Genomic DNA, 24,488 nt, shown 5'->3' with positions numbered 1-24,488 from the left:
TCCTCTCGTCAGCGGGCGATCTCGACGTTCTCCAGCACACCGAGCGCGTCGGGCACCAGCACGGCGGCCGAGTAGTAGGCGCTGACCAGGTAGGTCGCGATCGCCCGCTCGTCGATGCCGGTGAAGCGCACCGACAGGCCCGGCCGCACCTCGTCGGGGATGCCGGTGCGGTGCAGCCCGATCACGCCCTGGTCGTCCTCCCCGGTGCGCACCACGAGGATCGAGCTGGTCCCCGCCGCGGTGACCGGGATCTTGTCGGACGGGTAGATCGGCACGCCGCGCCACGCCGGGACGCGGCGCCCGTCCCGCTCGACGCCGGAGAAGTACACGCCGCGCCGGGTGCACTCGCGGCCGAACGCCGCGATCGTCTTCGGGTGCGCGAGGAAGAACCGGGACTTGCGGCGCCGGGAGAGCAGCTCGTCCAGGTCGTCGGGGGTGGGCGGGCCGCCGCGGGTCTGGACGCGCTGGCGCGGATGGCAGTTGTGCAGCAGGCCGAAGTCGCGGTTGTTGAGCAGCTCGTGCTCCTGCCGCTCCCTGATCTCCTCGATGATCAGGCGGAGCTGCTGTTCGAGCTGGTCCATCGGCTGGTTGTAGAGGTCGGTGACGCGGGTGTGGACGTTCAGCAGCGTCTGCGTCACGGCCAGCTCGTACTCGCGGGGGGATGCCTCGTAGTCGACGAACGTGCCGGGGATGAGCGGCTCGCCCTCGTGCCCGGACGCCAGCTCGATCTCCGCCTCGCCGTGCCGGGTGCGCGGCGGGACGGGCGCGTCGCGGTAGGCCGCCAGGTGGGCGCGCAGCGCGTCGTCGCGGCCTGTCAGCTCGCCGATCGCCTCCCGCGACAGCGCCAGGACGGTGACGGGCGTGACGGCGCGGAAGGTGTGCTCCCATACGGCCGCGTCGTCGACCAGCGCCCGCTCGCCGAAGAAGTCGCCGCCGTCGAGGATGTCGAGTTGGGCGTCGGTGTCGTAGCGTCCGGGGGCGGTCTGGGTGACCTTGCCGTAGGCGATCAGGACGACCCGGTCGAGCGGGGCGCCCGCCTCGGCGATCGCGTCGCCGGGCTCGTAGCGGCGCTGGACGAACCGTCCGGCGATGCCCTCCAGCAGCTCGGGCTCCCCGAGGTGGCGCAGCGGCGGCAGCTCGGCCAGCTCGGGCGGGACGACCCGCACGTCGTCGCCCTCGTTGAGGAACGACACGACGCCGTCGCCGAGCTGGTAGGTGAACCGGCGGTTGACGCGGTAGACGGCCGCGTCGGCGCGGACCCAGGGCAGCAGCGACAGCAGCCACCGGGGGGTGATGCCCCGCATCTGCGGGACGGACTTGGTCGTGGTCGCGAGGTTGCGCGCGGCCGAGGTGCTCAGGCTCAGCGGCTGTTCGGTCATGTGCGGCTACCTCCTGTGGTCGCTCGGGGCGGCCTCGGCCGGGCGGCGGAGGTGCCGAGCCCGGTCGGGCCGATCGTGAGCCGGGGTGTGGGGATGCGGGAGGGATCGACCGGTGCGGCGTTCGGCGCGGCGGCGGGCTCGGCGGCGGGCTCGGCGCGCCGGTAGCGGCCCGTCGTGGTGGACCAGCGCAGGTCGCCGGCCAGCCAGCGGCGCAGCCCCTCGACATGGCGGGTGAGTGCGGCGCGCCCGGCCGCGTCGAGCCCGTACCCGTCGGCGAGGGCGGGCAGCTCGATCTCGGCGACGCGGTCGAACTGGCGGGTGCGCGCCCTGACCAGGTCGGCGACGATCTCGGCGGCCCGCGCGGAATCGGTGTCGAGGAACCGCTGGACGGCCACGACGGCGTTGTTCAGCTCCCCCTCGTCCTCGATCTCCTTGCGGTAGGACAGCAGGTCGTTGCGGAGGCCGACGATGTCGCCGAACGCCTCGTGCAGGGCCCGCGCCTGCTTGGACGCCAGCACCTCCGCCGGGACGCCCGCGCCGAGCGCGTACCGCACGAGGCTCGTGGTCAGCGCGGTTCCGCTGGTGTCACGGCGCATCTCGATGTAGTCGACCGGGTCGGGGACGCGGTTCTGGGCGAGCCCGGCCAGTTCCCAGAGCGCGCCCTCCAGGAACTGCGCGACCCCGGCGGCGAAGTCGCCCCGGACGCCGTCGGGCATGGCCGTCGCGGTGCGCTCCCACAGGTCGGCCAGGGCGCGCTCCACGGGATCGGACGGCGTCGCGCCGCGTCCGGCCAGGAACTCTCGGAGGCGGCCCACGTACGCCTTGGCGCCGAGGAGGTCGCGGGGCCGCTTGAACCGCTCGACGAAGAGGTCGTCGAAGGCGAAGACCCACAGGTTCCAGTCGTTGACCAGCTCCAGTTCGGGGCCGGACGCGGCGGGATGGGTCAGCGCGGCGAACAGCGGGTAGTCGGCGGCGGCGAACGCCTCGGGCGTCCACACGCCGGGCGGGCCTCCGCCCACCAGGCCCGTCCGCGACGCCCACGCGGAGGCGTGCGTGCGCAGCGCCGGCAGGCGCGGGTTGAGCAGCGGCTCATGGGACGCCGCCAGCTCGGGCACCTCGAACGCGGTGTCCGGGGCGGGCCCCGGCGGGCGGGTCAGCGACCGCAGGCGCACCGCCGACGTGCCGACCCCGAGCAGCCGGGCCAGGTCGGGAAGCCCGGACGGGGTGAGCGGCGACCCCGTCACCGCGCCCTCGTTCATGTAGCGGCTGGAGCGCAGGTGCCACTCGTGGCCGCCCGACTGCCAGTCCTGGAGGCCGCGCGCGTACCGCAGCACGTCGAGCCGCTCGGACGGGTCGAGCCCGAACTCCTCGAACAGCGGCGGCAGCTCGGTGAAAACGGTGTTCTCGAACTGCTGCATGCGCGAGGTCAGCAGGTCTCCGGTGATGTCGGCGGCGCGCTGCGGATCGGTGCCGAAGAACCGCTCCATCACCAGGACGCCGTTGTTGACCTCGCCCTCGCTCTCGGTCTCGCGCTGGTAGGAGAAGATGTCGTTGCGCAGGTGGACGGCGTCGGCGAAGGTGTCCTTCAGCACCCGCAGCGGGCGGGTGCCCGCGACCGCCGGCGGCACCTCCGAGCCGATCGCGACCTCCACCAGGTCGGCCGACCAGGGCGCGCCGCCGACCTTGCGGCGCATATGGATGTAGTCGATCGGGTTGGGGACGCGGTCGTCGGTGATGTTCTCCAGTTCCCAGAGCGACTCCTGGAGCAGGTTGTGCGTGCTCACGGCGAACCGCTCGCGCCACTCCCGCGACATGAGCGGAACGGTCCGCTCCCAGAGGTCGGCGAGGCCCCGCTCGACCGGGTTCGTGGGCTCGGGACCCGGCCCGGCTCCGAGGTCCACGGGCATGAAGGCGGGGAGCCGCGCGAGGTACTCCCGGGCGCCCTCGATGTCGCGCGGCCGCTTGTACCTCTCCAGGAAGTGGTCGTCGAAGTAGAACACCCAGACGTACCAGTCGTTCACCAGGTCCAGGACGGGGCCGGGCGCCTCCGGGTGCGTGTAGGCGGTGAGCAGCGCGTAGTCGTGCGCGTCGTAGTCGGCCTCGTCCCAGACCTCGGGGCCGGTGGGGTCGGGGCCGAGGATGCCCGTCTCGTAGGACCACGCGAGCGAGTGCTCACGGGTCTGGTCGACGTGCGGGTTCAGCCGGGCCGGATGCGCGATGTAGAACTCGGGGAGCCGGAACGGCTGCACTACGCCGCACCACCGTGCGCGATCTCGACGGACTCCAGCATGCCGAGCGCGTCCGGCACGAGCACGGCGGCCGAGTAGTAGGCGCTGACCAGGTAGGAGATCAGGGCCTTCTCGTCGATGTTCATGAAGCGGACCGACAGGCCCGGCTGGTACTCGTCGGGCAGCCCGGTCTGGTGCAGCCCGATCACGCCCTGGGACGCCTCGCCGGTGCGCATCAGCAGGATCGAGCTGGTCCGGGTCTTGCTGACCGGGATCTTGCTGGAGGGGAAGATCGGCACGCCGCGCCAGGCCGGCACCTTGTTGCCGCCGACGTCGACGCTCTCGGGATACAGCCCGCGGGCGCTGCACTCGCGGCCGAACGCGGCGATCGCCTTCGGGTGCGCGAGGAAGAACGCCGGGTCCTTCCAGACGAGGGAGAGCAGCTCGTCCATGTCGTCGGGGGTGGGCGGGCCGCTGCGGGTGTGGATGCGCTGCGACAGGTCGGCGTTGTGCAGCAGCCCGAAGTCGCGGTTGTTGAGCAGCTCGCTCTCCTGCCGCTCGCGCAGCGCCTCGATCGTCAGCCGGAGCTGCTGCTCGATCTGGTCCATCGGCTCGTTGTAGAGGTCGGCGACGCGGGTGTGCACGCGCAGCACGGTCTGCGCGACGCTCAGCTCGTACTCGCGCGGGGAGCCCTCGTAGTCGACGAACGTGCCGGGCAGGACGGGCTCGCCGTCGTGTCCGGAGGCCAGCTCGATGGCGGCCTCGCCGTGCGGGTTGGTGGCGCGGTCGGGGCCGGAGCGGAACTCGGCCAGGTGCGCCTGGAGCGTGTCGGTCCGGTCGAGCGCCTCCTGGAAGTCGGCCTGGCTCAGTATCAGCACCGTGACCGACGTGACGGCCCTGACGGTGTAGTCCCACTCGTCCGGCTCGTCGCCGGGGACGAGGATCTGCTCGCCGAAGAAGTCGCCGTCGGCGAGCGTGCCGTGCACGGCCTCGGTGCCGTACTCGCCCGCGCCGATCCGGCTGAGCTTGCCGTGCACGACCAGGACGACCTGGTCGACGGGGCTCCCCTGCTCGACGATGACGTCGCCCGGCTCGTACTCGCGCTGGGTGAAGCGGCCCGCGAGTGCGTCCAGCGCGGGCTCGTCGTCGTAGCCGCGCAGCGGCGGCAGCTCGCCCAGCTCGCGCGGGATCACCCGGACGTCGGCGCCGGTGGTCACGAAGGTCACCCGGCCGTCACCGAGCGTGTAGGTGAGGCGCCGGTTGACCCGGTAGGCGCCGCCCGACGCCTGGACCCAGGGCAGCAGTTTCAGCAGCCACCGGGAGGTGATGCCCTGCATCTGCGGGACGGACTTGGTCGTGGTCGCCAGGTTCCGTGCCGCCGAGGTACCGAGGCTCAACCGCTGGTCCGAGGCCTGGGGCTGTTCCGTCACGTCCACACCACCGATTCGTCGCTGTATGCCAGTTGTGCGCTGCGGCAAAGACAAAAGGAAAGGCGGAGAAGAAAACGCCGATGATTCGGGGGATTCACCCCCACATGCCCCGTCGTCTTGCCATCGGTGACGCTACCTACGGTAATCGGCGGAGTGCAATGTGCGATCACCCGCACCTCTTCTTTGCCTGCGGGCCACACAAGTCCAACCCGCGCGAGATACCGCTCGGAATCGTCCCTGTACAGAGAGCCGCCAAGGGGCGATGGACTACATTTCCGGCCCGCCGTCAGGCGCCGGAACCGGCCGCTTCCGGCGCCTGCGGGGTGCCGATCCGGTCGATCGGCACCTTCGCCGTCTCGGGGATCAGCCTGATCGGCACGAGCGCGACCAGCGCCACCAGGACCAGGTAGTAGGCCGGGACGTAGTTGGTGCCCGTCACCGTGATCAGCGAGCCGACCAGCACGGCGGCGGTGCCGCCGAACAGCGACGTCGAGACGTTGTAGCCGATCGCGAACGCCCCGTACCGCACCTTGGTCGGGAACATCGCCGGGAACGTCGCACCGATCACCGCCAGGATCAGCACCAGCAGCCCGCCGATGATGGCGTAACCGAGCGCGACGCCCGCCGGGTGCCCGGTCTGCATGAGCGCGAACGCCGGGAAGGACAGCAGGGCGAAGCCGATCGCGGCCGTGGTCAGCAGCGGCTTGCGGCCGATCCGGTCCGACAGCGCGCCGAGCGGCACGATCACCGCGATCATCACGGCCTCGACCCCGATCGTGATGAGCTGCGCGGTCACGTCGTCCATGTCGAGGAAGTCGACGAGGTAGGAGGGCATGAACGTCAGCAGCGTGTAGTCGGCGACGTTCAGCAGCAGGACGATCCCGATGAGCGTGACGATCGTCCGCCAGTGGTGCTCCAGCGTCTCCTTGAGGGGCGAGCGGGCCTTCTCGCCCTCCTCCTCCATGCGCTGGAAGGCCGGGGTGTCCTCGATCCGCGTCCGGACGTAGAGCCCGACGAGCCCGAGCGGCAGCGCGACCAGGAACGGCAGCCGCCAGCCCCAGTCGTGCATGCGGTCCTCCCCCAGGCCGAGGTCGACCAGCAGCACCAGGCCGGCGCCCATGATGTACCCGGCGAGCGTGCCGAGTTCGAGGAAGCTGCCGAAGAACCCGCGCCGGTCCGTCGGCGCGTACTCGGCGATCATCGTGGCGGCGCCGCCGTACTCCCCGCCGGTCGAGAACCCCTGCGTCAGCCGGACCAGGAGCAGCAGCAGCGGTGCCGCCACGCCGATCGTGCCGTATCCGGGCAGGATCCCGATCACGAACGTCGAGCCCGACATCAGGAGGATCGTGGCGGCCAGCACCTTCTTGCGGCCGATGCGGTCGCCCAGCGGCCCGAAGAACATCCCGCCGAACGGGCGGGCGATGAACGCCGCCGCGATCAGGGCGAACGAGCGCAGCGTGGCGCCGCCCGACTCCCCGGACGGGAAGAAGACCGTGCCGATGATCGAGGTCATCACCCCGGCGCTGAACACGCCGAAGTCGAACCACTCGATGCAGTTGCCCATCGCGGAGGCGAGCACGGCCTTGCGGACGGTCGGCAGGTCGACCTCGTCCTTGGCGAGTGCCGCTCCCGCCCGCTCGTGCCCCGGTGCCGCTCCCGAGTGCGCGCTCATCGACCACCACCTCCGGGGTCCGATCTCCCCCAAGATCGGCGAGGCTAACGCCCGGTGATCACATGACCGCCCCCGGCTAGGCGCGGCGGTGGTTCTTCGCGGTGTCCTCGTCCTCGTCGGCGGCCTTGCCCGCGTCCTCCTCCAGGAGGTCGTCGATCAGCTCGGGGAGCGCGGCGGTGCCCTGCGGGTCGCCGTCGAGGATGTCCTCCTCCTCGGGGATGGCGACGAACGCCTGCGTCTCCTGCGCCTCCCGCGTGATCACCCCGCTGGCGAGGACGGTGTTGCGGTGCCGGAGCGCCCCGTTCTCGCGGAGCAGGTCGTCGACATCGGCGCGGACGCGGGCGACCCGCTTGCTCATCCGGACGTGCACGAGGAACCCGCCGACGGCCAGCCCGACGATGAACCCGGCGACCGGGAGCCCGACGAGCGGCGGCGCGAGCATGGCCAGCAGGGCCACGGCGACGAGCGCGACGACCACCGCGAGCGCGACGAAGTGCTTCTCCATCCAGTCCAGGACGGTGTTGACGCGCCTCGGGATCCTCACTCGCCTTCTCCTCCGCTTTCGCTTGTGACGGGACGGGCCGATCTGCCCTCAACGATCGCGCCGGGGCGCCGTGTTCCGGGACGGAGGCCGCCGGTTCCTCGGGCCGCCGCCGGCGCGGGCACCGCGCGGGCACCGCCGCCGCGTCGCGCGCCCGCCCGGCCGGGCGACGCGCCGGGCGGCCCGCCGCTCGCGCGCCGCCGCGCCCCCCGGGAAAGGATCACCGGCGGGAGGCCGCTCGAAACCCTAACAGGATGTGACGGGTGACCCGAAGCACGCCGGGGCGGTCCGGGATGCGAGCACGGGGCGGCGACGAATATCGTCCATGGATATGAGCGAAAACTTTGACGTCGTGGTCCTGGGCTCGGGCCCGGGTGGATATGTCGCCGCGATCCGGGCGGCGCAGCTCGGGCTGAAGACCGCGATCATCGAGGAGAGGTACTGGGGCGGGGTCTGCCTCAACGTCGGCTGCATCCCCTCGAAGGCGCTGCTGCGCAACGCCGAGCTGGCCCACATCTTCACCAAGGAGCGGAAGAAGTACGGGATCAAGGTCGAGGGGGAGGTGACCTTCGACTACGGCGAGGCGTACCAGCGCAGCCGGCAGGTCTCGGACAAGCTCGTCAAGGGCGTCCAGTTCCTGATGAAGAAGAACAAGATCACCACCTTTGACGGGCGGGGGACCTTCACCGACCCGAACACCCTCCAGGTCGCGGGCTCCGACGGGTCCAGCACGACGGTCACGTTCGGTAGCTGCATCATCGCCGCCGGGGCGCACACCAAGCTGCTGCCCGGCACGTCCCTGTCCGAGCGGGTCGTCACCTACGAGGAGCAGATCCTCAGCTCGGAGCTGCCGGAGAGCATCGTCATCGCGGGCGCGGGCGCCATCGGCGTGGAGTTCGCCTACGTCCTGCACAACTACGGCGTGAAGGTCACGATCGTCGAGTTCCTCGACCGGATGGTCCCGAACGAGGACGCGGACGTGTCCAAGGAGCTGGCCAAGCGGTACCGCAAGCTCGGCGTGGACGTCCTGACCTCGACCCGCGTGGACGCGATCGACGACTCGGGCGAGAAGGTCAAGGTCACCGTCACCGGCAAGGACGGCGCGCAGCAGGTCATCGAGGCCGACAAGGTGCTCCAGGCGATCGGGTTCCAGCCGAACGTCGAGGGCTACGGGCTCGACAAGACCGGCGTCGCGCTGACCGAGCGGGGCGCGATCGACGTGGACGGCCGGTGCCGCACGTCCGTCCCGCACATCTACGCCATCGGCGACGTCACCGCCAAGCTGATGCTCGCGCACGCCGCCGAGGCGATGGGCATCGTCGCCGCCGAGACCATCGCGGACGCCGAGACGATGGAGCTCGACTACGTGATGATCCCGCGCGCCACCTACTGCCAGCCGCAGATCGCGAGCTTCGGCTGGACGGAGGCGCAGGCCAAGGAGCAGGGCTTCGACGTCAAGACCGCCAAGTTCCCCTACAGCGCCAACGGCAAGGCGCTCGGCATGGGCGAGGGCGACGGCTTCGTCAAGGTGATCAGCGACGCCAGGTACGGCGAGATCCTCGGCGCGCACCTGATCGGCCCGGAGGTCACCGAGCTGCTGCCGGAGCTGACCCTGGCCCAGCAGTGGGACCTGACCGTCCACGAGGTCGCCCGCAACGTCCACGCCCACCCGACGCTGGGCGAGGCCGTCAAGGAGGCCGTGCACGGCCTGGCCGGTCACATGATCAACCTCTGACCCGTGGCGGCGTGTTCGCCCGCCGGAGGGCGAACACGCCACGGCGGCGCAATGGTTCACGGGCCGCGCAATGATTCGCGGGCGCGCCGCCGGAACGCGCAACGAAACACCACGGCGGCGCAAGGTCGGCGGATTGGATTGCGGGCCCGGCGTTCCTAGGCTTTCGATCAGCACGCTTTCCCCCTCCGGAAGCCCTGTGGAGACGCGCATGACCGTCATGCCGGCAATGGAGCCGAGCGCCGTCCCTGAGCCGAGCCCCCTCCCCGAGCGGGTCGCGCTGCGGCGGCACTTCCTGATGTGCCGTCCCGAGCATTTCGCCGTGACCTACGCGATCAACCCGTGGATGGACCCGGCGGCGGGCGCCGACGCGGGACGGGCCGTCGCGCAGTGGGAGGCGCTGCGCGCCGCCTACCTCGCCCTCGGGCACGAGGTCAGCCTGATCGACCCGGTCGAGGGACTGCCCGACATGGTGTTCGCCGCGAACGGCGCGCTGGTCGTCGGCGGGCGCGTCTACGGCGCGCGCTTCGCCTTCCCCGAGCGGTACGCGGAAGGGCCCGCGTATGCGAGGTGGCTCAGGGACAACGGTTTCACCGACGTCCTTGAGCCGCAGTACACCAATGAGGGGGAAGGCGACTTCCTCACCCTGGACGACGTCATCCTCGCGGGCACCGGGTTCCGTACCGACATCGCCGCCCACCAGGAAGCGCAGGAATTCCTGGGGCGCCCGGTCGTGACGCTCCGGCTCGTCGACCCGCGCTTCTACCACCTGGACACCGCGCTGTTCCCGCTCGGCGGGCGCGACGTCGCCTACTACCCCGGCGCGTTCTCGCCGGGCAGCCGCGCGGTGCTGGAGCGCCTGTTCCCCCACGCGGTCATCGCCGGCGAGCGGGACGCGGCGGTCCTCGGCCTCAACGCCGTGTGCGACGGCCGCAACGTCGTCGTGAACGCCGAGGCGGCGGGCCTGATCGGCGCGCTGGCCGAGCGCGGGTACACGCCCGTCCCGGTCGACCTGTCGGAGTTGCGCAAGGCGGGCGGCGGCCCCAAGTGCTGCACGCTGGAGCTGCGCCCGGCGCCCTAGGGTGGGCGGCGTGAACGCCGAAGAGCAGCGGTGGCGGGACGAGCGGCGCGCGCTGAACGCCGGCCGCGCCCGGCTCGGTGAGGTCGCCGACGGGCTGTACCCCGGCGTGCCGCGCGTCGCGGGCACGCCGCTGCTGTGCCGGGACGGCTGGATCCCGGAGGCGCCGATCCCGCTGGAGGACGTCCGGCTGGAGTGGGAGGCCGACCCCGCCCCGCCGGCCGTCCGCGACCCGTCCGACGGGCTGCCCGCCGGATACCGCACCTACGCCGCGGCGATGGCGGCGCTCGCCAGGCCCGCGATCTTCGAGGACCGGCCGAGCCACCGGCTGCTCGCCGCCGCCCCGCCGCTCCTGCGCCTCGGCCCGGCGCGCTACTTCGACGCCGTCAACGTCGGCGAGGCCGCCGCGCACGAGCTGGCGGCGGGCGCGGAGGGGCTGCCGGTGCGCGGTCGGGTCGGGGATCCGCTCGACCTCGCGCGGCGGGCGGCGTTGCCCGCGATCACGACGGTGACCCTCACGGCGTCCGGCTCCTACGTCCTGCACTGGCGCGACCCGGCGAAGGTCGCGCACGCGGGCGGGCTCCACCAGGTGATGCCGGTCGGGGTGTTCCAGCCCCTCGACGGCGAGCGCGGCCTGAGCCTGTGGAACTGCATGGTCCGCGAGTACGCCGAGGAGTTCCTCGGGCGCGGCGAGGACTACGGCCCCGGCTTCGTCCAGGACGAGTGGCCCTTCCACCGGGAGCTGACCGGGGCCCGCGAGAACGGGGACGTCCGCGCGCACTTCCTCGGGCTCGGCGTCGACCCGCTCACGTTCGCGCTCGACCTGCTCACCGCAGTGGTGTTCGAGGACGCGGCGTTCCGCGCCCTGTTCGGCGGGCTCGTCGCCGTGAACGCCGAGGGCGAGGTGTCGATGGCGCCGTTCGACGGAACGGTCCCCGAGCCGATGCAGCCCGCCGGCGCCGCCGCGCTCCGGCTCGCGTGGCGGCACCGGGCGGCGCTCGGCGTCACCCCCGCACATTTCGGCCGACCTTGACAGCCGCATCCATGGATCGTCCTGATGTGGTCAGGGAAGTCCGCTACCGTGATCAAGGAACGGGCGCAAGATCATGCCGTTAGTGTGGTGCGCCATGACCGCACGACCGCTCCCGGAGATCGTCGAGGCGGGCTGGGCGTCCGCGCTGCAGCCCGTCGCGGGCACGATCGCCGCCGCGGGCGACTGGCTGCGCGCCGAGGTCGCCGCCGGACGCCGCTACCTGCCCGCCGGAAACCTCATCCTGCGGGCCTTCACCCAGCCCTTCGCCGACGTCCGCGTCCTGATCGTCGGCCAGGACCCCTACCCGACGCCCGGCCATCCCGTCGGGCTCAGCTTCTCGGTCGCGCCGGACGTCCGCCCGATCCCGGCCAGCCTCGTCAACATCTTCCGCGAGTACTGCGACGACCTCGGCCACCCGCAGCCCTCCAACGGCGACCTCACGCCGTGGGCCGAGCAGGGCGTCCTGCTGCTGAACCGGGCGCTGACCGTCATGCCCGGCAAGCCGAACTCGCACCGCGACAAGGGCTGGGAGGAGGTCACCGAGCAGGCCATCCGCGCGCTCGCCGCGCGCGGCGGGCCCCTGGTCGCGATCCTGTGGGGGCGCAACGCCCGCAACCTGCGGCCGATGCTCGGCGACGTCCCGTGCATCGAGTCGCCGCACCCGAGCCCCTACTCCGCCGACAGCGGCTTCTTCGGGTCCCGGCCGTTCTCCCGCGCCAACCAGCTGCTGGAGCAGCAGGGCGGGCAGCCCATCGACTGGAAGCTCCCCTGATCCCCGGCCCCACCACCTAGGGCACCTCTCGCGGTGGCCTCAACCACCGCGCGGGCGCGTTGGCTGAGCGGTGGGGCGAAGCCGGAGGCGAGCCCCACCGGGAAGATCGCGAAGCGATGCCGCGCCCGCCAAGGCACGGTCAAGGCACGAGCCGCCAGGCGAGTGCCTTGGGCCGGGACTGCGGGAACACGCCCTAGGAGTCGGCCGGGAGGCGGCGCAGGAGGGCGGAGAACTCGTCCGAGCCGCCCGAGCCCTCGGGCAGGGACGTCGCGCTCAGCGGGGTCAGGCGGCGCTCGCCGTGGCTCCAGTAGACGCCGGGGGCGCAGGGGTCCTCGGCGGCCTCGTGCATCTCCTGGACGACGTCGGCGAAGACCGGGAGCACCTCGCGGACCGCCACCGAGGTGATCGGGTAGAGCAGCAGCGTGCTGTGGCAGGGGACGCCGACGAGGGCGCCGTGCCGGTTCGGCCCCGGCAGGAACTGGTCGACCTCGCTGAGCAGCGCCGACACGTACCGGCTGCCCGGCTTGGTGACGACGCGGACGTCGCGTCCCGGCAGCAGCGGCTGGTCGCGGACGGCGACGTCGGCCAGCTCCCGGTCGTGGGTGTTGGTCATCACGTAGCCGAGCTTGCGCAGGCCGAGCAGGCCCGCGCGGGCCTTGGTCAGGGGGCCGCCGTAGCGGGGGTGCTCGATCATCACCATCGCGTCGAAGTGGTCGCCCGCGGGCACCACCACGAGGCCCTCGCGGTCGCGGGGGGCGAGCTTCGGCACGATCCGCAGCCGCAGCAGCTCGCGGACGTCGCCGAACAGCTCCATCTCACCGACCGCGAGGAACGCGCGGTCGGTGACCTCGCGGACCCACTCGTCGACGACCTTGGGCCACGCCGAGCGGGGCTCGCGGGCGCAGCGCTCCAGAACCGTCCAGCTGGACGCGCGGGCCTCCGAGCGTCCGACGGGCAGCACCACCTCGGAGGTGCCCGAGTCGAACCAGGCGCTGGGCGCGAGGTCGGGCAGCACGTCACGGATGAGCGCGTGTACGTCCGCCGCCGCGTCCAACGGTTCCATGCTCATCCCCTTTCACCGATCACGTCTTCCACCGATCACGTCACCACCCAACCTTCTCAGAGTTCCGGCCGGTTGTGTGATCCATCGCGATCCTGCGCCGTACTCGCTGATCACGGGCGGCTCAAGTACGGTGCTTGCATGTCCGAAATCGTGTACCCGCCGGTGATCAAGACGGCTCTCGGTGTGTTCAAGGCCCTGAACCTCAAGGTCCGGCTGGAGGGGGCCGACCAGATCCCCCGTACCGGCGGCGCGGTGCTGGTCAGCAACCACGTCAGCTACCTCGACTTCATCTTCGCGGGGGCGGCGGCGCACCCGGCGGGGCGGCTGGTGCGGTTCATGGCCAAGAAGGAGATCTTCGACAACCGGATCGGCGGGCCGCTGATGCGGGGCATGCATCACATCCCGGTCGACCGCGACGCGGGCGCCTCGTCCTACGCGGCGGCGCTGAAGGCGCTCAAGGGCGGCGAGATCGTCGGGGTGTTCGCCGAGGCGACGATCAGCCGCTCGTTCACGGTGAAGGAGATCAAGAGCGGCGCGGTGCGGATGGCGGTGGCGGGCAAGGTGCCGCTGATCCCGCTCACGATCTGGGGCCCGCAGCGGCTGTGGACCAAGGGGCACAAGCGGCGGCTGCTCCAGCGCAACGTCCCGGTGACGATCCTGGTGGGCGAGCCGATGCACCCCAAGCGCGGCGACGACTACGACCAGGTCACGCGCGACCTGCACGCCACACTCTCGGACATGCTGGAGCGGGCGCAGCGCGAGTACCCCGACGTCCCGCGCGCGGACGAGACCTGGTGGCAGCCCGCCTACCTCGGCGGGTCGGCGCCGACGCCGGGCCAGGCCGAGAAGATGGACCTGGAGGAGAGCGAGGCGCGCAGGGCCGACCGGGGCGGCGCCGCGTCCTGACGAGCGGTGACGAGCGATGACGAGCGGGGCGCGACGGGCTAATTGGGTGGACGGGGCGCCGCGGCGGCCCTGATCATCGAAGTCATGACCATGCCCAAGGACGTCCTGCGCCTCGTCGAGCCACGGGAGAACGTGACCGATCTGGAGGCGGGCTCACCGGTGCCGGTGGTCTTCAACCTGAACGACAACAACTCTCCGGCGGACGTGCTGGACGTGTTGAAGCTGCGTCCGTTCGCCACCGGCGAGCAGCCGTGGTCGCGCTCGACGCGGCTCGACCACGTCCGCCCCGAGGCGCCGCTGCGCCCGGACGCGTGCCGGCTCGTGCGCGTCGCGCGCGAGAAGGGCAAGGAGTCGGTGCTCGCCGAGGGCGAGGGCTGGACGCTGCTGACGAACCGGTGGAGCAACGGCAGCGCCTACGTGGAGGTGTCGGCGGTCAGCGAGGAGTTGGCCGACAGCGTCCTGGAGGAGTCGGTCAAGGACGCGACCGACCCGCCGAAGACCGACGAGACCAACGTCGAGATGGGCTTCTGGCACATGGGCTCGCACGGGCCCGTCCGCACCGAGCGGGCGATCTCCGCCGACGCGTGGGCGGAGATCCGGCGCAACTACACCGCCCCGGTCGCGGAAGCGCTGGAGGAGGTCATGGCCCTCACCCGCGAGGAGGTGTCGGGGCGGCTCCTGCTGCTGCACGGCCCGCCCGGCACCGGCAAGACGACCGCGCTGCGGGCGCTCGCCCGCGCGTGGAACGGCTGGTGCCAGGCCGACTGCGTCCTCGACCCGGAGGCGCTGTTCGGCACGCCCAGCTACCTGATGGAGGTCGCGGTCGGCGACGAGGAGGAGAAGGACCGCCGCTGGCGGCTGCTCATCCTGGAGGACTGCGACGAGCTGATCCGCGGCGAGGCCAAGCAGTCGACGGGCCAGGGCCTGTCGCGGCTGCTCAACCTCACCGACGGGATGCTCGGCCAGGGCCGGGACGTCCTCGTCGCGATCACCACCAACGAGGACCTCGCGCGGCTGCACCCGGCGGTCGTGCGCCCGGGGCGCTGCCTGGCGCAGATCGAGGTCGGCTCGCTGACCCGGGACGAGGCGACCGCGTGGCTCGCCGACTCCGAGGCCCCGGCGGCCGAGATCGGCCCGGACGGCGCGACGCTCGCCGAGCTGGCCGCGATCCGCAAGGGCGAGAAGCGTCCGGAGGGGCAGGGCGCGCCCTCGTCCGCGACCGGCTTCTACCTGTAGGGGTCCGCCCGTAGGTACGCGCCACCACGTGGGTCCCGGATTCACGGCCAGTGGCCCGGACCGCGCCCCCCGTCAGTGCGCACACCGCGGCCGGGCCACCGGCCCGACCGGGGACCCCGCCGCCCCGCCGCCTGGTCCGTCTCCCGTCCACCGGCTCATCCACCCCGCGAGGATGAGCCGGCGGCCGGGTCGTCTCCGGGCGGTGCGCGGTCGGCGTCCCACGGCCGGAGACCCGAGCATCGCCCGTGAGGGGCGGCGGGCACCATCCGTGAGATCACTGGCATCTTCCGGACGACCCGGAGCACGACCCCTAGGGGCTAGGGAGTCGCGGCGGCGAACAGGCGCCGGTAGACGCAGCGGAGCCCGTGCAGATCACTGACAGGCTGGGCGAACGTGAGCCGGACGTCGACCGGGTCGGGCGCGGCCGGCGGCGGAGCGCAGCGGCGCAGCCACAGCCCGTACCGGTCCAGGGCCAGCGGGTGCACGACCGGCTCCGGTGTGTTCTCGGCCACAGCCGCCGGGGACAGCAGGCGCGCCAGCTCGTCGCGGTGGCAGGAGTCCAGGTGCGTGAGCATGCCCGCCTCGACCGCGACGAACGGGTCGGGGGCGCCGGCGGCGTACTCCTCGGGTTCGAGGATCGCGCCGCCCCACGCGTCCTCGATCTCGGCCTCGGCGACCTCCAGCGCGAGCACCGTCCACTCGCGGCGGCCGTTCCCGTCGGCGAGGTCGAGCAGCTCGGGGCGCGGATGCGGGCGCGACAGCCGGATCGCGGCGGCGCGCAGCTCGCCCAGCGGGAGCTCGGTGAGCCAGCCGTGGATCCAGGCGCGCCCGCGCATGCGGTCGGCCATCGCGACCGGCGCGACGTCGCTGATCCGCAGCGTCCCGACCAGGTCCGCCTTGCCCGCCAGCGCCGCCACGATCGGCGAGGCCCGCTCGACGAGCAGCAGCGGGCGGCCGTCGCGGTCCGTCGTGTACGCCGGGACGGGCTGGTAGGGGACGCCCGGCACCGCCAGCGCACCGTCCGCCATGCCGTAGGCGAGGGTGCGCGCCCGCTCCGCCGGTCCGGGGCCGCACACCCGCCCGCACGCTCGCCCCTCGTCACCGCCGTGCCCGATCTCCGCACCCACCCTGACCTCCTTGACGTTCCAAGTTAGGCTTACCTAACTTAGGTTTACCTAACCACTGAGGAGCGCAATGAACAACCCCCGGCCGAAGGTCCGCCTGTCCCGGGCGCTCGGCATCCCGCTCACGCCGAAGAGCGTGAAGTACTTCGAGGCCCGCCCGTACCCGCCCGGCGTCCACGGGCGCGCGCGCAAGCAGGAGTCCGACTACAAGGTGCGGCTGCGCGAGAAGCAGCGGCTGCGCGCGCAGTACAACATCCGCGAGGCGCAGCTCCGCAACGCCTTCGCGAAGGCGGCCAAGGTCGAGGGCAAGACCGGCGAGGCGCTGATCGTCGACCTCGAACGCCGGCTGGACGCGCTCGTCCTGCGCTCCGGGTTCGCCCGCACGATCTACCAGGCCCGCCAGTTCGTCGTGCACCGCCACGTGCTGGTGAACGGGCGCCGCGTGGACCGCCCCTCGTTCCGGCTCCGCCCGGGGGACGTCATCACGGTCGCCGAGCGCAGCCGCGCGATGGTCCCGTTCCAGGTGGCGGCGGCCGGAGGGCACGCCGAGAACGTCCCGCCCTACCTGGAGGTCCGGCACGACGCGCTCGCCGCGCGGCTGGCCCGGCTCCCCGAGCGCCGCGAGATCCCGGTGGTCTGCGACGAGCAGCTCGTGGTCGAGCACTACTCGCGCTGACGCCCCCCGCGAGTCAGTGCAGGGCGCCGAGCTCCTCGCGGGCGGTGGTGCGCAGGGTGGCCAGCGCGTCCACCAGCAGGTGCCGCTGCTCCTCGGTGAGCGGCCCGGCGAAGTGCCGGCGCAGGGTCTCGGCGTGCACGCGCAGCGCCTCCTCCAGCTTCGCGCGCCCGGCGCCGGTCAGCTCGACGAGCTGGCGGCGCCGGTCGCCGGGGGCGGGCTCGCGGCGGACGAGGCCCGCGTCCACCATCCGGTCGACCAGCCGGGTCATGCCGCCGCTGGTGAGGATCAGCTCGTCGGCGAGGCCGCCCATCGAGCGCGGGCAGCCCGCGTCGGCGAGCCGCAGCAGCACCTCGAACACCGCGTGCCGGATGCCGCAGCGGCGCTCCAGCTCGCGGCCCGCGATCCGCTCCAGCAGCTCGGCGGCGCCGAGCAACGTCCCGAACTCGTGGACGAGCGCGTCCGGCAGCCCGTCCGGCACGGCGACGCCGTCGCGCGCGCCGTGCTCCCCCAGGTGCTCCCCCGGTTCCGTCACCGTGCTCATCTCGATCCCCGGTCCGCCGTGCTCGTGCGAGCCCCGCTCCGCTCCGTGATCTCCAAGACTAGTTCGTGGGGCGCCGTCCTCGGGTCCGGGTGGCGGCCGGTGAACCGAGCGTCACCGCGCGCCCGTACGACTGGCGTGGACGATACAAACCCCGGGCGATGAGGCAGTCTTCTCCTATGCCACAGAGTCACGGCACGCACGGACGTCCCAGCGGCTCCTCGCGACGCGCGGGTTCCCGCCGGTCGCGCGGCGACCGGAGACGCGGCGACGACCGCCGCGTCCCGCCGCCGCGCCCGGCGCCCGACGACGCCCCGGCCGCCGCCGGGCCGCTCGGCGGCGACCCCCGCGACACGGGGTTCGCGCCCGACCGGCCGAGCAAGAGGCGGCGGGTGTGGCGGTTCCTGACGCACAACGTCACCATCACGGTCACGGCGATCTGCGGGCTCGTCGCCGCGCTCGTCCTGGTGGACACCGACGTCTTCGGCGGCGAGGCCAAGCCGCCGAAGATGGCCGCCCCCGGCATGTCGACCGGCGACATGGTCGCGCGGCTGACCGGCTCCGACATGGACCCGATCGCCGCCGACACGATCGCCGCCGCCAAGAAGCGCGCCTACGAGGAGCACAGGCGCGAGATGGCGGAGCTGAAGGAGAAGGCCAAGCGGGACGCGGCGGCACGCGCGAAGCTGAAGGAGGAGCAGGAGCGCGAGCGGCTCGCCAAGTCCAACCCCAGCGCCGGGCAGAACCGCAGATATGGCCGCAAGATGAGCGCGCTGAAGGGCTGGGACCGGTGCTGGCCCTCGCTGCTGACCCTCTGGAACCACGAGAGCGGCTGGAACGAGCGGGCCGTCAACCCCTCCAGCGGCGCGTACGGGATCCCGCAGGCGCTCCCCGGCTCCAAGCTCGCCAGCTCCGGGGCGGACTGGCGCACCAGCTCCCCCACCCAGATCGCCTGGGGGCTCGGCTACATCAAGGCGCGCTACAAGGACCCGTGCGGCGCGTGGTCCTGGTGGCAGGCGCACAACTGGTACTGAGGGGGCCGCGTCCGCGACCTGAGACGATGGGGTGATGCGGACGAGCAGGCCACACGAGGAGGGCGGCGCCGGAGAGGGGCACGCGGGCGGACGGCAGTGGGCGCGGGCCGACGCGACCCGGCACGCGCTGCTGGCCGCCGCGCAGCGCGTGTTCGCCGACCGGGGCTACGCCGACGCGGGCATCGCCGAGATCGTCGAGCGCTCCGGCATCAGCGTCGGCAGCCTCTACCACCACTACGGCGGCAAGGCCGGGCTGTACGTGGCGCTGTGGGAGGAGCTGACCGCCGAGCAGGAGGAGAGCGCGGCGCGCGCCGTCTCCACCGCGCGCAAGGCCGGCGAGGACGACCCGATCGCGCTGTTCATCGCGGGCGCCCGCGCCTACCTCCAGGTGTGCTGGGAGCGGCGGGAGGCGGCGCGGCTGTTCCACGGCGGGGAGGGGCCGTCCGGCTCCTCGCTGATGCGCCGCAGCCGCGCGCAGCGGTGGATGGCGCAGAACACCAAGCTGCTGCACGGCACGTCCGGCGCGGCCCCCGCTGGGCGCGCCGGCCAGGTGCTGAGCCTCGTGCTGACCACCGTGATCGGCGAGGCGGGACGGGAGATCGCCACCGCCGAGAGCGAGACCGAGGCCGCCGAGATCATCGACGAGGTGTGCCGGATCCTGATCCGGCTGGCCCGCTGACGCCGCCCCTCAGCGGCGGTGCGCGCCGCGCGGCGGGCGCGCCCGGCCGGCCCGCAGCCTGAGCAGCAGCAACGCCACCGACGAGGCGAGCGCCGCCAGCGCGCCCGCCTGGAGCGCGCCGACGTCCTCGATCGCGGCGGCGCCGTCCCCGGGGACCGCGCGCAGCCCCGCCACCGGGGCGGGCTCCCGCTGGGCGGGCGCGACCTCCGGCGCGGCGACGGGCGGCGCGACCTGCGGGGCGCGCAGGTCGGTGACCGCGCCGCTGTTGACGAGCGGCGGCAGGACGCTCGTCGCGGGTTCCCCGTCGCCCGCCGAGGGCACGTCGGTCGGGGTGCGCGCGCCGCTGCCCGCGCGGCTCAGCGCCGTGGACGGCTTGGCCGACCCCGTCGGCCGCGAGGACCGCGACGTCTGCGCTGACCCGCGCGGCTTCGGCCCGCTCGACTGGCCCGGCTTCGGTTTGCCCGGCGTCGCGGACGGCTTCTGCGTCGGCTTCGGATCGGGGCTCGTCTTGGTCGGTACCGGCGTCGGCGTGGAGGTCTCCGTGTCCGAGGGCGTCGGGGTCGGTGTCGGCGACGGGCTCGGCTCGGACGTCTTGGTCGGCGTCGGGTCCGGGCTCGTCTTGGTCGGCGTGGGGGTCGGGCTCGTCGAGGACCCGCCGGAGGAGGACGGCGTGGGCGAGGGCTTGGCGGCGACCGGGGACGCCCCGGACACGGCGATGACCGCCGCCACGCCCGCACCCGTGAGCACCCTGCCGCCGATCGACCGTGACCGCACCGCCTTCACCTCCGTCATCCCGGTACGTCTCGTCCTAGAAGGGGATGAAACACGTGATGAATAGCGATTTCAAGCCCGGCGGACGATATTTCTGCTGAATGCTCGACCCGCATCACGTTGACCAGGCTGATCAGCAACCGGACCGGATTACGGCCCCGTCCTCGATCACGATTGAGCCTCTGACCTGCGGCGCGGCCGCCGAATCGCGCCATATCACGACCACATAACACGCATACGGTAGATCCCCGGCGCCAGGCGGCACGCTCCCCGCCCGCCGCGGTGCCGGCGACGGTGCCCGCAATACCCTATTCGCCGGACTTCATTCGCCCCCCGGACGCTCCCGGCGGAGCCCCTCCCGGCACACCGCGAGACCCGGGTGATGTTTTGGGTCACACGGGACGCCACGGACCGTTATCCTGACCTCTGGGTTACCGGTTCCTGACGGAAAGTCGAAGGGGTCCATGCCAACGTCCACCTGGTTCCGGCTCAACGTCGCCAAGCGCGAGCGGGTGCTCGAAGTGGCGATGCGCGAGTTCGGTGAGCACGGGTACTCGACCGGCAGCCTGAACACCATCGCCCGCGAGGCCGGCATCGCCAAGGGCTCCCTCTTCCAGTACTTCAGCGACAAGCTGGAGTTCTTCGCGTTCGTCTGCGACGAGGCGTCCCGCAGCATCCGCGAGGAGATGGAGCGCCGCATCGCCCGCCTCGACCTCGACCAGCCCTTCGACGAGTGGCTGTTCGACGTCCTGTGCGACTGGACCGAGTACATGGCCGACCACCCGCTCCAGCGCGCGGTCACCGCCGCCACGAACTTCGAGCTCGACAACAGCGTCCGCTCGGTCATCCGCGAGACCGCGAACCAGCACTACCTCCAGGTCATCCACCCGACGCTGAAGCTGTGGCAGGAGCACGGCGACATCCGCGAGGACGCCGACCTCGACGTCCTCGCCACGCTGATCCTGACCATCCTGCCCTTCCTGGCCCTCGCGCCCTACTACGACGGCCTCGACCCCATCCACGACCTGCGCGGCCGCACCCCCGCCGAGCAGCGCCCGGTGATCCGCCAGATCATCTCCGGCATCAAACCGATGTTCGCCCCCACGAAATAACGCGGCCCCCATGACCGAAGACGCCCCGGTCGGCGGCCGATACCGCCTGTTGGATGCGATCGGGCGCGGCGGGATGGGCGTGGTGTGGCGGGCCCATGACGACGTCCTCGACCGCGAGGTGGCGGTCAAGGAGGTCCTGACCCCGCCCGGCCTGGCGGCGGACGGCGAGTGGTACGCGCGGACGCTGCGTGAGGCCCGCTCGGCGGCGCGGCTCCGGCACGCGTCCGTCATCACCGTGTACGACGTGGCCTGGCATGACGAGCGTCCGTGGATCGTGATGGAGTTCGTCCCCGGCCGCACGCTCGCCGACGAGATCGCGGGCGGGCCCCTCCCGCCTGAGCGGGTCGCCCAGATCGGCGCGCTCATGCTGGACGGTCTGCGCGCGGCGCACGCGGCGGGCGTCACGCACCGCGATGTGAAGCCGGGGAACGTCCTGCTGGACGGCGACCGGGTGATCCTGACCGACTTCGGCATCGCCGCCGCCGAGGGCATGACGGCGCTGACGGCGTCCGGCGCGATCCTCGGCACGCCCTCGTACATGGCGCCCGAGCAGGCGCGCTCGGGCGCGGCGTCCCCGGCGAGCGACCTGTGGTCGCTGGGCGCGACCCTCTATGCCGCGGTCGAGGGCGAGCCGCCGTTCCGGGGTCCGACGGCGATGGCGATCCTGTCGGCGCTGCTGACCGAGGAGCCGCGCCCGCCGGTCAACGCGGGGCCGCTCCGTCCCGTCCTGGACGGCCTGCTCCGCAAGGACCCGGCCCTGCGCATCGCCGCGGAGGAGGCCGCCGCCCTGCTCGCGCCCACCGCCCGCGAGCGGCGGGCGTCACCACCCCGGCGGTTACGCCCGCCGACGCCCATCGCGCATCTTTCGCCGGACACCCTGTCGCTGGACGCCCTTCCGTGCGTCGTCAGCGACTTGGCGTTCTCCCCCGACGGCCGTACGCTCGCCACCGCACTGCCCGACGAGCCCGGGCTCCCGGCGGCCTGGCTCTGGGACGTGGCGTCGCGGCAGATGGTCCACTCCGTGAGCCGCTCGAAGAACGGGCGGGACGCCGCGCGCGTCCGCTTCCTGCCAGGCGGTGGCCTCCTGGTCAGCGACGGCGCGGTCTTCACCCTGACCCGACCCAAAGTGCCCTCGCGGAGGTTGCTGGCCGCGCACGAACGGTTCGCCCAGTACGCGATGGGCTCCCGAAGCGGCGAGCCGATCTTCGCCACGAAGTCGGCGGACTCGCCGGGCGTGCTGCTGTACCGGTTCGGCGAGGCCGGCATCGACCTCGGCCGCGACAACGGCGGGTTGGGCTCCGGCGCCATGGTGTTCGACCCGGACGGCGTACACCTCGCGGTGGTGACCCGGGAGCGCGACCTGGACGACTCCCGCGCCGTCGGCTACAAGATCGAACTGTGGGACGTGGCGCGCGCCAGACTCGTCAACGTCCTCACCGGGCATCGCGGGGAGCCGCGCGCCATCCTCTTCGCCCCGGACGGGTCACGCTTCCTCTCCCGTGCCCCTGGAGAGCAGCCAAGGCTCTGGGACGTCCTGCGCAGGTTCCGCAGCCCGCTCCTGACGACGCTGGACACCCATGCGCGGCTGAGCGGGCCGCAGGCGTTCGACCGGCGCGACCGCCTGGCCATCGCGGACGGCGACACGCTCCACCTGTGGAAGGTCAACCGTGACCCGCGCCGGGTGGCGTCGCTCCACGGCCACACCGGCGGCATCAACGACATCGCGTTCGGGTTGCGCGACCAGGTCACGGTGACGGCGGCCGACGACGCCGCCGTCCGAGTGTGGGACACGGCCACCGCGCTTCACGGCGCGTCCGGTCCGCACGGTCGATCGGAAGCCGCGAGCGTCGCCGTGCTGACCGGGCATGATGGGCCCGTGCTGAGGGTCGTCGCGAACCGGGACGGAACGGTTCTCGCGTCGGCGGGTGGTGACCGTTCCGTACGGCTGTGGGAGCTCAGTCGGCGCGGTCGAAGGTGAACTCGGTGGGGTTCGCCTTGCGGGTGGTGTGCCAGAACTCGAAGGTGTGGCCCGGCCAGAGGGTCCGGTTGACGCCCTGGGCGTCCAGGTACCAGCTGCGGCAGCCGCCCTCGTTCCACACCAGGCGGCGCAGGCGGCGCTGGAGGCGGTCGTTGAAGCGGCGGGACGCCTGCGGCTTCGGCTCGATGGTGTCGGCGCCGCGTTCCTGGAGGAGGCGCAGGCAGCTCAGGACGTGCTGGATCTGCACCTCGATCATGAACACGACCGAGTTGTGGCCGAGGCCGGTGTTGGGGCCGAGGAGCATGAAGAAGTTGGGCAGGCCCGGGATCGTGGTGCCGCGGTGCGCCTCGATGCCCTCCGCCCAGATCTCCTGGAGCTTGACGCCGCCGCGGCCGGTGACGCGCAGGTCGGTGAGGGCGTCGGTCACCTTGAAGCCGGTGCCGTAGATGACGCAGTCGACCTCGTACTCGCGGCCGTCCCGGGTGAGGACGGAGTGCTCGCGGACCTCGGCGATGCCGGAGGTCTCCACCCGCACGTTCGGGCGCGCGAGCGCCGGATAGTAGTCGTTGGACAGCAGGATCCGCTTGCAGCCGATCCGGTAGTCGGGGGTCAGCCTGGCGCGCAGTTCCGGGTCGGGGACCTGGTGGCGGAGGTGCCAGCGGGCGATCCGCTCCTGCGGGGCCGACAGGCGCGGGTCGAGGGTGAAGCCGACCGCGCGCGCCTCCAGCGTCCAGTAGATGCCGTCGCGGAACGCGCGGGCGGCGCCCGGAACCTTCTCCAGCAGGGCGCGCGTCCTGGGAGAGAACGCGCGGTCGGGCTTGGGCTGGAGCCAGGGGGCGGTCCGCTGGAAGACGACGAGGTCGTCCGCCTTCCGGGCGACCTCCGGGACGAACTGGATCGCGGACGCGCCCGTGCCGACGACGGCGACGCGCTTGCCGGTGAGGTCGTAGGAGTCGTCCCACTCGGCGGAGTGGAACGCGGTGCCCCGGAAGCGCTCGATGCCGGGCAGGTCGGGCACCGAGGGGATGTGCAGGGCGCCGACGCCGGTCACGACGGCCCTCGGGGTGAGCACGCTCCCGTCGGCGAGCGCGAGGTTCCAGCGGCGGGCGGCGTCGTCGTACTCCATGCTCTCGACGGCGCTTCCGAAGCGGATGTGGTCGCGCACCCGGTAGGCGTCGGCGGTGCGCTCCATGTAGGCGCGGATCTCGGGCTGCGGCGCGAACATCCGCGTCCAGCCGGGGTTCAGCGCGAAGGAGAAGGAGTACATGTGCGAGGGGACGTCGCACGCGCAGCCGGGATAGGTGTTGTCGTGCCAGGTCCCGCCGAGGGCGTCGCTCTTCTCCAGCACCACGAAGTCGTGGAAGCCGGACCGCTTGAGCCCGATCGCCATGCCGAGCCCGGCGAAGCCGGAGCCGATGATCACGATCGCGGGGGTGCGCTCAGCCATGTCCATCCTTCCGGGGTAACCTACTAGCAGTAAGTTACCGGCAGTAGGTTACTGACGGT

Annotated in this window: 22 protein-coding genes; 12 read left to right on the top strand and 10 right to left on the bottom strand. The window is 72.5% G+C overall.

Annotated elements, in window-relative coordinates:
- Window positions 1–8: 8 nt before the first annotated feature.
- The 5 genes from GNZ18_RS10775 to GNZ18_RS10755 form a co-directional block, all read right to left on the bottom strand.
- Window positions 9–1,379, bottom strand: a complete 1,371-nt coding sequence (locus tag GNZ18_RS10775; RefSeq protein ID WP_156216080.1) for a family 2B encapsulin nanocompartment shell protein — start codon at window positions 1,377–1,379, stop codon at window positions 9–11.
- Window positions 1,376–3,628 (bottom strand): terpene synthase family protein, encoded by a 2,253-nt coding sequence (locus tag GNZ18_RS10770; protein ID WP_312874422.1) that lies wholly within the window; start codon window positions 3,626–3,628, stop codon window positions 1,376–1,378. The genes GNZ18_RS10775 and GNZ18_RS10770 overlap by 4 nt, the downstream gene beginning before the upstream one ends.
- A complete protein-coding gene (locus GNZ18_RS10765) occupies window positions 3,628–5,037 on the bottom strand; it encodes a family 2B encapsulin nanocompartment shell protein (protein WP_308165993.1) in 1,410 nt (469 codons plus the stop codon). The genes GNZ18_RS10770 and GNZ18_RS10765 overlap by 1 nt, the downstream gene beginning before the upstream one ends.
- Before the next feature lie 286 nt (window positions 5,038–5,323).
- Complete coding sequence (locus GNZ18_RS10760) at window positions 5,324–6,709, bottom strand: MFS transporter (RefSeq protein WP_156216079.1); 1,386 nt, start codon at window positions 6,707–6,709, stop codon at window positions 5,324–5,326.
- 76 nt (window positions 6,710–6,785) lie between these two features.
- Complete coding sequence (locus tag GNZ18_RS10755; RefSeq protein ID WP_156216078.1) at window positions 6,786–7,253, bottom strand: hypothetical protein; 468 nt, start codon at window positions 7,251–7,253, stop codon at window positions 6,786–6,788.
- A gap of 328 nt (window positions 7,254–7,581) precedes the next feature.
- Between GNZ18_RS10755 and lpdA the strand changes: the two genes are divergently transcribed.
- From lpdA to GNZ18_RS10735, 4 genes are all read left to right on the top strand, one after another.
- Window positions 7,582–8,985 carry a dihydrolipoyl dehydrogenase gene (gene lpdA, locus GNZ18_RS10750; protein ID WP_156216077.1) on the top strand — a complete coding sequence of 468 codons (1,404 nt, stop codon included), beginning with the start codon at window positions 7,582–7,584 and terminating at the stop codon, window positions 8,983–8,985.
- Between the two features lie 217 nt (window positions 8,986–9,202).
- Entirely contained in the window at window positions 9,203–10,063 is an 861-nt protein-coding gene (gene ddaH / locus GNZ18_RS10745; RefSeq protein ID WP_376766265.1) for a dimethylargininase, read from the top strand.
- A 10-nt stretch (window positions 10,064–10,073) separates the two neighbouring features.
- Window positions 10,074–11,093 carry a transcriptional regulator gene (locus GNZ18_RS10740; protein ID WP_156216076.1) on the top strand — a complete coding sequence of 340 codons (1,020 nt, stop codon included), beginning with the start codon at window positions 10,074–10,076 and terminating at the stop codon, window positions 11,091–11,093.
- Between the two features lie 94 nt (window positions 11,094–11,187).
- A complete protein-coding gene (locus tag GNZ18_RS10735) occupies window positions 11,188–11,865 on the top strand; it encodes a uracil-DNA glycosylase (protein ID WP_156216075.1) in 678 nt (225 codons plus the stop codon).
- Window positions 11,866–12,058: 193 nt separating this feature from the next.
- Here the strand turns inward: GNZ18_RS10735 and GNZ18_RS10730 are convergent, their stop codons facing one another.
- Window positions 12,059–12,928, bottom strand: a complete 870-nt coding sequence (locus GNZ18_RS10730; RefSeq protein ID WP_246249563.1) for a hypothetical protein — start codon at window positions 12,926–12,928, stop codon at window positions 12,059–12,061.
- Between the two features lie 138 nt (window positions 12,929–13,066).
- Between GNZ18_RS10730 and GNZ18_RS10725 the strand changes: the two genes are divergently transcribed.
- Complete coding sequence (locus GNZ18_RS10725; protein ID WP_156216073.1) at window positions 13,067–13,834, top strand: lysophospholipid acyltransferase family protein; 768 nt, start codon at window positions 13,067–13,069, stop codon at window positions 13,832–13,834.
- Window positions 13,835–13,918: 84 nt separating this feature from the next.
- Entirely contained in the window at window positions 13,919–15,070 is a 1,152-nt protein-coding gene (locus GNZ18_RS10720; protein ID WP_214617181.1) for a DUF5925 domain-containing protein, read from the top strand.
- Window positions 15,071–15,387: 317 nt separating this feature from the next.
- On the opposite strand, the gene GNZ18_RS10715 is transcribed toward GNZ18_RS10720, so the two are convergent.
- Complete coding sequence (locus GNZ18_RS10715) at window positions 15,388–16,197, bottom strand: DUF2470 domain-containing protein (RefSeq protein WP_216651231.1); 810 nt, start codon at window positions 16,195–16,197, stop codon at window positions 15,388–15,390.
- Window positions 16,198–16,264: 67 nt separating this feature from the next.
- Here GNZ18_RS10715 and rpsD point away from each other — a divergent pair, with 67 nt between their 5' ends.
- A complete protein-coding gene (gene rpsD / locus GNZ18_RS10710; RefSeq protein WP_156216072.1) occupies window positions 16,265–16,870 on the top strand; it encodes a 30S ribosomal protein S4 in 606 nt (201 codons plus the stop codon).
- Between the two features lie 13 nt (window positions 16,871–16,883).
- Here rpsD and GNZ18_RS10705 read toward each other — a convergent pair whose 3' ends face one another.
- On the bottom strand, window positions 16,884–17,411 hold the full coding sequence (locus GNZ18_RS10705) for a MarR family winged helix-turn-helix transcriptional regulator (RefSeq protein ID WP_156216071.1): 528 nt from the start codon (window positions 17,409–17,411) through the stop codon (window positions 16,884–16,886).
- Between the two features lie 176 nt (window positions 17,412–17,587).
- Between GNZ18_RS10705 and GNZ18_RS10700 the strand changes: the two genes are divergently transcribed.
- Window positions 17,588–18,442, top strand: coding sequence for an aggregation-promoting factor C-terminal-like domain-containing protein (locus GNZ18_RS10700; protein ID WP_156216070.1), 855 nt, complete (start codon window positions 17,588–17,590; stop codon window positions 18,440–18,442).
- A gap of 34 nt (window positions 18,443–18,476) precedes the next feature.
- Window positions 18,477–19,121, top strand: coding sequence for a TetR/AcrR family transcriptional regulator (locus tag GNZ18_RS10695; RefSeq protein WP_156216069.1), 645 nt, complete (start codon window positions 18,477–18,479; stop codon window positions 19,119–19,121).
- A gap of 9 nt (window positions 19,122–19,130) precedes the next feature.
- On the opposite strand, the gene GNZ18_RS10690 is transcribed toward GNZ18_RS10695, so the two are convergent.
- Window positions 19,131–19,442, bottom strand: coding sequence for a hypothetical protein (locus GNZ18_RS10690; protein ID WP_156216068.1), 312 nt, complete (start codon window positions 19,440–19,442; stop codon window positions 19,131–19,133).
- Between the two features lie 10 nt (window positions 19,443–19,452).
- On the opposite strand from GNZ18_RS10690, the gene GNZ18_RS10685 reads away from it, so the two are divergent.
- From GNZ18_RS10685 to GNZ18_RS10675, 3 genes are all read left to right on the top strand, one after another.
- A complete protein-coding gene (locus tag GNZ18_RS10685; protein ID WP_156216067.1) occupies window positions 19,453–19,959 on the top strand; it encodes a hypothetical protein in 507 nt (168 codons plus the stop codon).
- A gap of 397 nt (window positions 19,960–20,356) precedes the next feature.
- On the top strand, window positions 20,357–21,004 hold the full coding sequence (locus GNZ18_RS10680) for a TetR/AcrR family transcriptional regulator (RefSeq protein ID WP_156216066.1): 648 nt from the start codon (window positions 20,357–20,359) through the stop codon (window positions 21,002–21,004).
- Between the two features lie 10 nt (window positions 21,005–21,014).
- A complete protein-coding gene (locus GNZ18_RS10675) occupies window positions 21,015–22,982 on the top strand; it encodes a WD40 repeat domain-containing serine/threonine protein kinase (protein WP_156216065.1) in 1,968 nt (655 codons plus the stop codon).
- Here the strand turns inward: GNZ18_RS10675 and GNZ18_RS10670 are convergent.
- Window positions 22,960–24,429 carry a flavin-containing monooxygenase gene (locus tag GNZ18_RS10670; protein WP_156216064.1) on the bottom strand — a complete coding sequence of 490 codons (1,470 nt, stop codon included), beginning with the start codon at window positions 24,427–24,429 and terminating at the stop codon, window positions 22,960–22,962. The two genes, GNZ18_RS10675 and GNZ18_RS10670, sit on opposite strands and share 23 nt — an antisense overlap.
- Window positions 24,430–24,488 lie beyond the last annotated feature (59 nt).

It is taken from the genome of Actinomadura litoris, from assembly GCF_009733595.1.
Classification (GTDB): Bacteria; Actinomycetota; Actinomycetes; order Streptosporangiales; family Streptosporangiaceae; genus Spirillospora; species Spirillospora litoris.
This window is presented reverse-complemented; position numbering and strand designations above follow the sequence as displayed.

Coding starts and splice junctions, on each gene's coding strand:
- GNZ18_RS10775 (WP_156216080.1), bottom strand. CDS start 1,379: ATGACCGAACAGCCGCTGAGCCTGAGCACCTCGGCCGCGCGCAACCTC.
- GNZ18_RS10670 (WP_156216064.1), bottom strand. CDS start 24,429: ATGGCTGAGCGCACCCCCGCGATCGTGATCATCGGCTCCGGCTTCGCC.
- GNZ18_RS10695 (WP_156216069.1), top strand. CDS start 18,477: ATGCGGACGAGCAGGCCACACGAGGAGGGCGGCGCCGGAGAGGGGCAC.
- GNZ18_RS10705 (WP_156216071.1), bottom strand. CDS start 17,411: ATGAGCACGGTGACGGAACCGGGGGAGCACCTGGGGGAGCACGGCGCG.
- GNZ18_RS10675 (WP_156216065.1), top strand. CDS start 21,015: ATGACCGAAGACGCCCCGGTCGGCGGCCGATACCGCCTGTTGGATGCG.
- GNZ18_RS10725 (WP_156216073.1), top strand. CDS start 13,067: ATGTCCGAAATCGTGTACCCGCCGGTGATCAAGACGGCTCTCGGTGTG.
- lpdA (WP_156216077.1), top strand. CDS start 7,582: ATGAGCGAAAACTTTGACGTCGTGGTCCTGGGCTCGGGCCCGGGTGGA.
- GNZ18_RS10730 (WP_246249563.1), bottom strand. CDS start 12,928: ATGGAACCGTTGGACGCGGCGGCGGACGTACACGCGCTCATCCGTGAC.
- GNZ18_RS10760 (WP_156216079.1), bottom strand. CDS start 6,709: ATGAGCGCGCACTCGGGAGCGGCACCGGGGCACGAGCGGGCGGGAGCG.
- ddaH (WP_376766265.1), top strand. CDS start 9,203: ATGCCGGCAATGGAGCCGAGCGCCGTCCCTGAGCCGAGCCCCCTCCCC.
- GNZ18_RS10735 (WP_156216075.1), top strand. CDS start 11,188: ATGACCGCACGACCGCTCCCGGAGATCGTCGAGGCGGGCTGGGCGTCC.
- GNZ18_RS10680 (WP_156216066.1), top strand. CDS start 20,357: ATGCCAACGTCCACCTGGTTCCGGCTCAACGTCGCCAAGCGCGAGCGG.
- rpsD (WP_156216072.1), top strand. CDS start 16,265: ATGAACAACCCCCGGCCGAAGGTCCGCCTGTCCCGGGCGCTCGGCATC.
- GNZ18_RS10720 (WP_214617181.1), top strand. CDS start 13,919: ATGACCATGCCCAAGGACGTCCTGCGCCTCGTCGAGCCACGGGAGAAC.
- GNZ18_RS10700 (WP_156216070.1), top strand. CDS start 17,588: ATGCCACAGAGTCACGGCACGCACGGACGTCCCAGCGGCTCCTCGCGA.